General features: G+C 50.0%; 15 protein-coding genes. 10 read left to right on the top strand and 5 right to left on the bottom strand.

The genetic code is table 11. The features are described from left to right. Positions 1 to 52: 52 nt before the first annotated feature. Both terL and AB4589_RS24340 read right to left on the bottom strand, forming a co-directional pair. Entirely contained in the window at positions 53 to 1723 is a 1671-nt protein-coding gene (gene terL, locus AB4589_RS24335) for a phage terminase large subunit (RefSeq protein ID WP_372101859.1), read from the bottom strand. Next, entirely contained in the window at positions 1720 to 2271 is a 552-nt protein-coding gene (locus AB4589_RS24340) for a phage protein Gp27 family protein (RefSeq protein ID WP_372101860.1), read from the bottom strand. The genes terL and AB4589_RS24340 overlap by 4 nt, the downstream gene beginning before the upstream one ends. Before the next feature lie 139 nt (positions 2272 to 2410). Here AB4589_RS24340 and AB4589_RS24345 point away from each other — a divergent pair, with 139 nt between their 5' ends. Genes AB4589_RS24345 through AB4589_RS24390 form a run of 10 tightly spaced genes read left to right on the top strand, consistent with a single transcriptional unit; the run spans position 2411 to position 7896 of the window. Beyond that, the gene (locus AB4589_RS24345) at positions 2411 to 3049 is read left to right on the top strand and encodes a hypothetical protein (RefSeq protein ID WP_372101870.1); all 639 of its coding nucleotides are present in this window, start codon (positions 2411 to 2413) and stop codon (positions 3047 to 3049) included. Next, the gene (locus AB4589_RS24350; RefSeq protein ID WP_372101861.1) at positions 3046 to 3633 is read left to right on the top strand and encodes a hypothetical protein; all 588 of its coding nucleotides are present in this window, start codon (positions 3046 to 3048) and stop codon (positions 3631 to 3633) included. Before AB4589_RS24345 ends, AB4589_RS24350 begins: the two co-directional genes overlap by 4 nt. Beyond that, a complete protein-coding gene (locus tag AB4589_RS24355; RefSeq protein WP_048615427.1) occupies positions 3634 to 4032 on the top strand; it encodes a phage tail protein in 399 nt (132 codons plus the stop codon). Next, entirely contained in the window at positions 4029 to 4247 is a 219-nt protein-coding gene (locus tag AB4589_RS24360; RefSeq protein WP_372101862.1) for a hypothetical protein, read from the top strand. The genes AB4589_RS24355 and AB4589_RS24360 overlap by 4 nt, the downstream gene beginning before the upstream one ends. Then, a complete protein-coding gene (locus AB4589_RS24365) occupies positions 4238 to 5269 on the top strand; it encodes a phage late control D family protein (RefSeq protein ID WP_372101863.1) in 1032 nt (343 codons plus the stop codon). The genes AB4589_RS24360 and AB4589_RS24365 overlap by 10 nt, the downstream gene beginning before the upstream one ends. A 1-nt stretch (position 5270) precedes the next feature. Beyond that, positions 5271 to 6437 carry a baseplate J/gp47 family protein gene (locus tag AB4589_RS24370; protein ID WP_372101864.1) on the top strand — a complete coding sequence of 389 codons (1167 nt, stop codon included), beginning with the start codon at positions 5271 to 5273 and terminating at the stop codon, positions 6435 to 6437. Positions 6438 to 6461: 24 nt separating this feature from the next. Beyond that, positions 6462 to 6722, top strand: coding sequence for a hypothetical protein (locus AB4589_RS24375; RefSeq protein WP_371709026.1), 261 nt, complete (start codon positions 6462 to 6464; stop codon positions 6720 to 6722). After that, positions 6719 to 7258: a lysozyme gene (locus AB4589_RS24380; protein ID WP_372101865.1), complete on the top strand. Its 540-nt coding sequence runs from the start codon at positions 6719 to 6721 to the stop codon at positions 7256 to 7258. The genes AB4589_RS24375 and AB4589_RS24380 overlap by 4 nt, the downstream gene beginning before the upstream one ends. Position 7259: 1 nt before the next feature. Then, complete coding sequence (locus tag AB4589_RS24385; protein WP_372101866.1) at positions 7260 to 7622, top strand: hypothetical protein; 363 nt, start codon at positions 7260 to 7262, stop codon at positions 7620 to 7622. Then, a complete protein-coding gene (locus AB4589_RS24390) occupies positions 7564 to 7896 on the top strand; it encodes a hypothetical protein (protein ID WP_372101867.1) in 333 nt (110 codons plus the stop codon). The genes AB4589_RS24385 and AB4589_RS24390 overlap by 59 nt, the downstream gene beginning before the upstream one ends. On the opposite strand, the gene AB4589_RS24395 is transcribed toward AB4589_RS24390, so the two are convergent. From AB4589_RS24395 to AB4589_RS24405, 3 genes are all read right to left on the bottom strand, one after another. Next, positions 7880 to 8068 carry a hypothetical protein gene (locus tag AB4589_RS24395; RefSeq protein ID WP_136985798.1) on the bottom strand — a complete coding sequence of 63 codons (189 nt, stop codon included), beginning with the start codon at positions 8066 to 8068 and terminating at the stop codon, positions 7880 to 7882. The two genes, AB4589_RS24390 and AB4589_RS24395, sit on opposite strands and share 17 nt — an antisense overlap. 222 nt (positions 8069 to 8290) lie before the next feature. Next, positions 8291 to 8740, bottom strand: coding sequence for a regulatory protein GemA (locus AB4589_RS24400; protein WP_372101868.1), 450 nt, complete (start codon positions 8738 to 8740; stop codon positions 8291 to 8293). Beyond that, the coding region (locus AB4589_RS24405; RefSeq protein WP_372101869.1) for a hypothetical protein at positions 8737 to 8957 on the bottom strand (221 nt) is incomplete at its 5' end. The genes AB4589_RS24405 and AB4589_RS24400, both read right to left, overlap by 4 nt.

Here is an 8957-nt window from a genome sequence, read left to right on the forward strand (position 1 = left end):
ACATCGCTGAGTTTGGTTTTAATTTCTGCGAGTTTGTTGAACATAGAGACTCCTAACGCATCATTCGTCGCAAGGCCCCACCACCAAAGCGTGAGAGCGCTTTCGCGGCGCTACTGATTGATTTGGGCGTTTGTGGTGTTGCGCCGCCCACAAAGCCAGACTCGAAACCACTGATGGCCATCTCCACTGCATCGGGTCCGTCATCATGGCCACGAGGGAACTCTAAAAACATTTGACGAAGCAACGTCTGAGTCTCTAAGAATTGGATAAGTCCGTTCTCTACTTGTGAAGAAAGTGACTTGATACGCACTTGCTTATTGCCCCCTTTGAACTCTCGAACCGGAAGGCGCACGCCTTTCTTCTTGGCGTAACGCATCACTTCTTTTTTGTAAATCTTCTGGAACGCAACGGTTTCGAACATCACAAAGGACGGCCTGTGTTGCCGGAAGACATCCACAATGCGCTGGGCAAACTTAAGGTCGGACTCTTTCCAGCCTTTGGCAAACAGCACATGATCCACCATGGTAATTTTGTGTCGAGCCACCACGGCAATAAAGGACCAGTCGCCTTTTTTAAGGCCCGTAGCAGGGTCAATCGCCATACCAATGGTGCAATCTCGAAGATCCAATTCATAAGGTTTGAAGTAGACAAACCACTCTTCCTTGAAGTCGGCATCTTCATCGGCAATGGGACGGTTCATCCATTCTGTCCACCACGCACTGCCAGACGCGATGCGTTTATTGTCTAACTCTTGCAAGCTCCAACGCGATGGAAATAAGGAATGCCCCGATGGGGTAATGGCACTAAAGCGCAGCCCCAACCAGTTAGGTAAACGGCCATCTTCAATTTGTTTAAGCAGACGTGACGGTAAATCATCTGGGTGCATGATGGTGTTGGCGATGATGGTCAGCGCCCCTTTGCCCAGGTTCATAATTACGCGTTTAAACCAGCGCTCTGCCTGACGACGCAGTGTCGGCGATTCCACCTCTTTATCATCGAGTAAGTCATCACAGATAATGTGAGTCGGACGTTGGTATTTATTCTTGATACCCCGCAGTCGCTGCCCACGACCGACCGCCACGATGGAAGAGCCATTGGCCAGTTTGATTTTGCGTTTCGTCCAGGTGTTGCCTCGCTGCTCCCCGTAATCGTCCAGGATAAGTTCGTTATCTTCTAAGTCATCTTTGATGGCATCCATCATTTCTTTGGCGCTATCGGCGGACGCACCACAAATGACAATAAAAGAGCCTGGATGATTGAGCGCCAGCCATAAGGGCATGGCCTGAGTATTACGGGTAGTTTTACCGTGGTCGCGTGGCTCGATATCGAGAATGCCCTCATACTCACCACGCTTGCCGTTTTCAAGCGTAAGGGGTTGTTTGATAAAGCCGTGGTCACGCGGGTCAATGAGCGCTTTGAACAGCGCTTCGTCTTGATGATTCAAATGTCGATTTGCTGCTAGGCGAGTCAGTGCGAGCTGGTATTCACTGAACTCAAGCGTGAACGCATCAGGCATATAGGTTTGACAGAAGTAGGCAAAGTCGCGTTTAGATTTGGCGCGGCGCTTTTGACGCGCCTTTTCTTCTTTTTGTTTTCGAGCTAAATCACGCCGCTCTTGGGCTTTGGTGTTCTTTGTGACGCGTTTATCCTCAGCGGCAATATGCGCACTGTCTCGAATGTTCTCTAAATCCGCATCGGACAATCCACCAAAGAGGCTGCTCATCGACGACCTCGTTTCGGTTTTTGGTCGATACGAATTTTCTGAATGATGCCCACTAACTCAAATAAGAGCTCGGGGCGCGTCTCTTTGAGCATATCGGTAAGCTGACTTTCAAACTCGGCCTTTGCCGCATCCACCCCTTTACGAAACTCGACTTTCAATCGGTCAAGGTTCACCTGTGCATCCGATAGTCGCGCTAACAAGTTAGCCAGCTTGTTCGGATCTTTAAATGACTCAGGGCCAAACTCCAATTCACGCAATACTTTGAACATGTAGCGTTGCATGATTTGTAAGTTCAGCTCTGAGATATCGGTGTTGGGGCTGTCTTTGAACTCCTTTAGAAACACCTCCGCTTGCTCTTGAACCAGACGCTGCTCTTCAATCAATTCCTGATTACTGCGAAGTACACGGTGCACTGACGAACGTGAAATATCAAAGCCGTCTTCTTTGAGCGCCTCCGCGATATCGTCCAGCTTCATCTTGTCCACGGTGTACATCTCAATGACGCGTTCAAGCAGCCCGTGCAATTCCACCTTTGAGCGTGGGGCCATGGGGTTTCCTTCTTATTGTTCTAGTGAGTGTGAAGCTTATCCCTCGAAGCGTTGATTAACTTCCGTTCGGCAGATGACCGCTAAATAAAAGGCAGAATTTAAGCCTGATTCAAACACCGTTCAATGGAGCGTATCAGTGATGAAAGGTTTTCTCGATGCACTGCACAACACCACTAAAACGATCGAGGGACTGCCCGAGACGTTAGCTCCTTTTGGTTTGCAGTGCGTGCGCGACAACATGAAAAGCGGCACGTTTAAGCCCAATTCACCATTGACCAAAAACACCAAGAACGCAGGGGCTAAACCCCTATTTGATACAGGGGAAACCTACGCCTCATTGACGTATCAGGCAGGCCAAGATGAATACCGAGTGGGCACCAACAAAGCCCATGCGCCACTGATTAACAATGGCGGCGTGATAAAGGCCAAGAAAGCCAAGCAGCTCGCTATACCGGTTAACAAGCAGGTAAAGAAACGCTCCGAAGTATATGGGGTGCGTAAAACCTTGGAAGGATTAGAGCGTCAAGGCTGGAAGATTTTCTACCGTCCGCATTCCATCATGGGACGAGCGCCTTTGGGGGGTAAGGCTTTTGGTCAAAAGGTGAAGACCAAAGCCAACCGAAACAACAAAGGCGCAGATAAAGGCGTGTTTTATGTGCTGTATATCCGAACGCCACAGGTCAAAGTCTCCAGTCGTGAGTTCATGTACTTAAGCCCAGAGCAGCAGCAAGCACAACAAGAGATGGCATTAGAGCAGTTAAAGGCAGCAATCCAATGAAAGTGATACGAACATTAGAAAAAACGCTGGAAACCTCACTTGGCATGCAGGCGGTGGTTGAGCCCTCCAATGCGGTAGCCAGAAAAGAAGTACGCGTGATGTTCAATGGTATCCGCGCGTTGAATCGACTGGCACTGACGACACAAGGCTCGTTCGCGGCTTATGAAATGCTCCTTGATGTGGTGATTTCAGCCAGAGTCAGCGGCGGGAACACGCAATGCTTCTTATCTAGCCAACAGATACAACTCAACCTGAGCATGACTGATTATCTCACCCATGATCTGATTGTTTTAAAAGACATTGGCGAAGACTTGCCTGTTGGCTTTGGTGAATTCGGTGAGCGCCTGACGGTCGTGGGCGATGCGGAGATGTCCGACGCTCGCAAACTATCATCCGGTTGGAGTGAGCCAAAACAAAACGATGACTTTGACCCCAAAGATGATCTCTTTACCTGGCGCGAAGATTGGCAAGCCACATTAGCGCTCACGGTACACAAACACTTTACCAACCCTAATGTGACTGAAATTACCGCCAAGAGCATTCTCACAGGTGAGAGTCACACCATCAGTGATGAGGAACCATAGATGACAGAGCAAACAACGAACTACTCCCAATGGGGCGGCTTTGGTGACTTAGTTTTTAAGGGGCGCTTCACGCCAAACAAAATCAGCGACTCGCGCACTTTTAAGATCAACAAACAAGATCTCATTAACGGTTATCCCGCGCACCAGAATATGGGGGAAGATGAGCACACCGCTTCACTGGAGCTGACTTTCAATAATTACTTTGTCGACATCACGAAGATGACCAAGCAGCTCGAATTAATGGGCGAAAACGGTGTGCCTCGCGCTTTGGTCGTGGGCTCAGAGGTGTATGGGCAGTTCTGCATTCGTAAAATCAATCGTACTCACATTGAAACCTTGCCCTCTGGCGTTATCACCAGTGTCAATTACCAAATCGACATCGTGGAAGTGCGTTCGTGAACACCTTAATTGCACGCCAGAGCGAGCGATGGGAGCAGCTTTGCTATCGCGCCTATAGCGCCAACAGTCAAACCTTAGTCGACGCGTTGTTTGAGGCTAACAGAGAGCTCACCCGAACCATGACAAGCTTTACTTTTCGTGGCGGTGAAACCGTTATTATCCCTGCCACAAAGGTGGTGAACACCGTCACGGTGGAGACGCCGCCATGGGCCTAATCGCCACGGGAGTCATTCGTCCGTTCGCCATTTTGCATTGGGCGGGTAAGGATGTGACCGCTGAGCTCAGTCGTTATGTCAAGTCCATGACCTATACCGATGTGATGGAAAGCAAACAAACCGGTACGGATACCTTGTCTTTGACTTTGTTTAACAAAGACCGCCGCTTTTGTCAGGCGTGGTATCCCACCAAAGGCGACACCTTAAAGCCTGGTATTGGCTGGTTAGATGAGCAAGGCCAACGCCATGAATGGTTGTGGGGTGAATTCAGTATTGATGAAGTGTCATTCAAAATTGGGCCTGATGATGTGATGGTCGGTGCAAACGCCAAACCACCCACCATCAAGCGAGGTTTTATCGACAATCAGCAGTGCTTGGTACAAGAGAGCGTCACGCTTGAGCGAGTAGCGCAGTCCTGGGCCAAAGAGAGCGGCCTATCGTTTATCAAAGCGCCGGATACGCCTGATTTTCAATTTGCTCGCATTGAGCAGCGTGATGAAACCACTCCCGCATTTTTAACGCGATTGTCAGAGCAAACCAGTGTGCCGATGGCCATCAAAGGCAAGCGGCTTGTGATGGGTAACTTTAAAGACGACGTGATTCAAATTGACACCTTAAACCGAGACATCCTCACCGCCCTCAATCTGCCCGATAGCGCTCGTTCAAAGTACGTAGCGGTTGAAGTCAATGGTTATGACCAGCAAGCCCAGCAGCTTTTTAGTTATCGCGCAGGGGATGCCACTGCGACAGGCGATCGAGTGAAGAGGCTGCACAACATCGACAATGTGAAGTCCATGGCAGACGCCAGAGCTTACGCCGAGTCCTATTTGCAAAACGGCGCAGACGGGAAACAAGGCGCGAAAGGACGTATGTCGGTGACCAATATCATGTTAACCACCGCACATTTGATTGAATTTTTAAACTTTGGCAACGTGCCAAACCGCTGGAAACCCACCACAGTGACGACGTCGATTAGCGGACGTTCGTGGACCGCCAGCGCGCAACTAGCAAGAGCGAACTGATATGACCAATCGCTTCCCTAATATTCCAGAGCCGCAACTGGTCGAGGTGAATTATGACGCCGACCTTGTCAGCCTCAAGCAACGTTATCAAATCGGCACAGGGCACTATCCTGGCCTTAACGATCCAGAAACGTTTCATCTTGAGCAAATCGCGTATGAAAAGAACGAGCTCAAAGCGCTGATTAACTACGAAAGTAAGCAGAATCTTCTCTCGTTTGCTGACAAGGAGCGCTTAGATAACATCGGTCTACTGACCGAAACCGAGCGTCTGCCCGCGTCAAAGGCCCGTACGGTAATGGCCTTTACCTTTACCCCTCATACTGGCTTTGTCATTGCGAAGGGCTACCAAGTGATTGCCGTGGATAACCAAACCGTGTTTGAAACATTGGAAGAGGTGGTGGTCAGTGCGGGCACGCAAAGCATCAATGCCAACGTCGAGAGCATCGACGCTGGCCTTCAGGGGAATGGCTTCTTAGCCGGACAAATTAATCAAGCCGTTACGCCACTGGATGCGCTTGAGAGTGTGACCAATACCGAGACTACACAAGGCGGCTCTGAAATTGAGGATGATGATGATTTTGCCTATCGAATCTATATTTCACCGTCAAAATTCAGTGTGGCTGGGCCTTATGAGGCGTATGAGTATTTTGCTCGTTCAAGCAGCTCGTCGATTAAAAACGTGTCGGTATGGACACCCTCACCGAATGAAATTGAGATAAGCGCGATTTTGCAAGATGGCTCTCTCCCCAACCAAGCCATCAAGGATTTGATTAAGTCAGAGTGCTCAGGAGATAAGCGAGTGCCGATGGGGGATTTGGTGCGCGTAGTGGACGCAACGGATGTCACGGCAACGGCGAGCTTTCACCTGCAGATATTCAGTGACTACGCCTCATTAGCGGAGTCCATTCAAATGACGGCAAAAACGAATATTGAATCTGTCGTTAATACGTGGAAGACGCAGCACGGACGCGACATTGTGCCTGCGGCCTTAACGTCGCTGGCTCAACGTATTGAAGGGGTGTATCTCGCGAAAGGGGCGCTGACTGATAGTAATGGCCAAGTGATTGCTGACACGAAACCAGTGACTCAAAAACAAAGGCCGCTTATCACCCTCACGGCCGTTACCTTTGAGGTCATCACTGAAAGCAGCCAACAAACCTTTGAATAACAATAATAAGAGAGAGAAAAGCCAATGAGTGAAACGGGAATGAAAGCCATATTGATGTCTCTCACGGATTTAGCGGGCTTAAAGAAAGTGGGTACGTCCGTGATGGCCACGGTTGTGAGCTTTGGCGTCAATGATATTGCGCAACTCGTTGCTATCACGGTGGGCATTGTGTCGGGTTGTATGGCCATTCGCCATTATGCGGTGGCGACCCAACTCAATAAAGCCAAGCTGGCTCGCTTACAAACCGGTGATGACAGCGTGATGGAGTCGGAGGAAACCTCATGAGCCTGAAAGCGAAAGCAACGAAAGCCTTAGTGTGCTCCATCACCGCCGTATTGGCCATCGTGTTTAACATCGACGACGCCTTGAGTGTCAGTGAGCCTGGTCTGCGTCATATTGCGAATGAAGAAGGTTGCCGCGCTCAAGCCTACCAATGCAGCGCCAATACTTGGACTCTCGGTCTTGGGCATACTCAAGGGGTGAAGCAAGGTGACATGGCAACGAATGAGCAAATCGCCCACGCCTTTGTCAAGGACGTGGCCAGTGCTGAGAGCGTGGTGAAAAAACATCTCACACAAACGCCGAGCCAAGCGGAATACGACATGATGGTGAGTTTTGTGTTCAACCTCGGCGAGGGCAACTTTGCTCGTTCGACCTTGCTCAAGACCTTTAATCAAGGAGACCATCGCGGAGCCTGCTTGCAATATCCGCGTTGGGTCTATGTTAATAAGAAAGACTGCCGCATAAAAGGCAGTGGCTGCGAAGGTATCCCCAAGCGGCGAGATAAAGAGATGGCGATTTGTTTGAACGGATGGCAATAACATGGGCGTTCTAGGCCAGCTCAAACGCACGGCTTTTTGGTTAGGCGGCGCCATACTCATCGTGAGCTTACTGGTGAACTACAAGCTCTTCCACTACACCAGTGAGCTAAAGGCCAGTAACCAAATGCTAGGTGAAACCATTACCAACCAGGAAACCACTAATCACTTACTGGCTGAGCGCATCACGATGTTAACCACCCAAAGGCGCGAGGCGCAGCAAGTCGCGGATGAGACGTCGACTCGAGAACGCCACGCTCGACATCAGCTAAAAACACGCGTTGAACTACTGGAAAAGGAGCTTGAACATGAAATATGCAGCGCTGAGCCTATCGCTTATCCTGTTGGCTGGGTGTCAGGATACTAAGATTGTCACTCAGTATGAATACCAAGATATTATCCAATCGCCACCTGTGGGTGACTTGGTGGAGTGTGAGCAGCCGTTTGACCAAAAGCCGCTAACTTATGGCGAAGCGGCCAGCCGTGATGCTGTCTGGCTTACGTACTTTCGCTTGTGCGCCTGTAAGATAGAGCGCAATCGAACGTTCTACGGTTACACCAATAAAAATGACGCTTGCTCCAAACTTGATGTAAGCGCCATTCAAACTCTCCAATCATTGCCCACTACCCAAACAGACTGAGCTGCTCTTCTGGTTTGCCATTGGCGGTTTCACCTTTGTCCTTTACGAACACAAACCAGGTTTGCAGTTTAGAGGCAAAGAAATAGCCATCTCGCACGTGGTTGCGCTGGGTGCGAGTGCAGCTATTAAATACCTCATAGGCTGGAAGCATACGGATCGGTTTCGATGGCATGATAATTACTCCTTCTCCATAGGTACTCGGCCAGCTCTTTAGGGGTGTACCAGTTACGGATACCTAGATCACTTTTGATGATCGCTTTATCAATGGGATTGAGCGCGGCTTGAAACTCGCTTGCCGCGATGCGGTTATCGGGATACATCTCCAGTAAGAGCGCCTCGAGCTCTTCTTGGGTCCGAGGGTTTAACACCTCATAGCGAGGCTCGGCCCGAAACTTTACTCGCCTCGACATGATGCCTCCCAGCGTTCCAGTCCCACAATCACGGCACGTATCGTGTCACGAGTGAGCCAGCGAGCGCGTTCGGCTTTTACCGTGCGTTTCACAAAGCTGTCCAGTGCGGGGTCATCCAACCCTTGCCAGCCCATAGATTTAGCCAACGCCGCCAGCTTTGCCCATTGTAAGTTGGATGGCTGGCGAGACGAACTGCCTCCTAGGCGCTTTTTAAACTTGGCAGAGTCTTCCAAGTAGCCTTGACGCTTTAACTCTGCGACCAGCTCACGCAACGTACCATCACTCAAGTCTTTGCAGCTTGTCTGCCCCGTTTGAATGCCTAGGTAGTTGCGATACTCATCGTCATCATAAAAGCCCATGCGGTCATTCAACAACGCTTTGACGCCCTTATGCACCAAACCGTAGTAAGCATGACGATTTATCTTCATTTTCATAGCGCCTCCTCAATGGGTAAGGTGAAAGGTTTGCCGAGCCAATTCTTGTTGGCGACACGAAGCAGTAGCGCCGCAAAGAACTCGGATTTTTCTTTAGTGGAGAAGCCAGCGTCTCGACGTAGCGTATCAAACAAATCCGCACTGTCGGCATCGAGGATGAACTTACGTTCGACTCGACCTAGTGCCTTGCTGCGCATGCGACTGTCGCGGGTTCTAT

Origin of the sequence: Vibrio sp. 10N.222.49.A3 (assembly GCF_041475145.1) — a bacterium.
In the GTDB taxonomy this organism is placed as follows: Bacteria; Pseudomonadota; Gammaproteobacteria; order Enterobacterales; family Vibrionaceae; genus Vibrio; species Vibrio tasmaniensis_A.

Coding starts and splice junctions, on each gene's coding strand:
- terL (WP_372101859.1), bottom strand. CDS start 1,723: ATGAGCAGCCTCTTTGGTGGATTGTCCGATGCGGATTTAGAGAACATT.
- AB4589_RS24340 (WP_372101860.1), bottom strand. CDS start 2,271: ATGGCCCCACGCTCAAAGGTGGAATTGCACGGGCTGCTTGAACGCGTC.
- AB4589_RS24345 (WP_372101870.1), top strand. CDS start 2,411: ATGAAAGGTTTTCTCGATGCACTGCACAACACCACTAAAACGATCGAG.
- AB4589_RS24350 (WP_372101861.1), top strand. CDS start 3,046: ATGAAAGTGATACGAACATTAGAAAAAACGCTGGAAACCTCACTTGGC.
- AB4589_RS24355 (WP_048615427.1), top strand. CDS start 3,634: ATGACAGAGCAAACAACGAACTACTCCCAATGGGGCGGCTTTGGTGAC.
- AB4589_RS24365 (WP_372101863.1), top strand. CDS start 4,238: ATGGGCCTAATCGCCACGGGAGTCATTCGTCCGTTCGCCATTTTGCAT.
- AB4589_RS24370 (WP_372101864.1), top strand. CDS start 5,271: ATGACCAATCGCTTCCCTAATATTCCAGAGCCGCAACTGGTCGAGGTG.
- AB4589_RS24375 (WP_371709026.1), top strand. CDS start 6,462: ATGAGTGAAACGGGAATGAAAGCCATATTGATGTCTCTCACGGATTTA.
- AB4589_RS24380 (WP_372101865.1), top strand. CDS start 6,719: ATGAGCCTGAAAGCGAAAGCAACGAAAGCCTTAGTGTGCTCCATCACC.
- AB4589_RS24385 (WP_372101866.1), top strand. CDS start 7,260: ATGGGCGTTCTAGGCCAGCTCAAACGCACGGCTTTTTGGTTAGGCGGC.
- AB4589_RS24390 (WP_372101867.1), top strand. CDS start 7,564: ATGAAATATGCAGCGCTGAGCCTATCGCTTATCCTGTTGGCTGGGTGT.
- AB4589_RS24395 (WP_136985798.1), bottom strand. CDS start 8,068: ATGCCATCGAAACCGATCCGTATGCTTCCAGCCTATGAGGTATTTAAT.
- AB4589_RS24400 (WP_372101868.1), bottom strand. CDS start 8,740: ATGAAAATGAAGATAAATCGTCATGCTTACTACGGTTTGGTGCATAAG.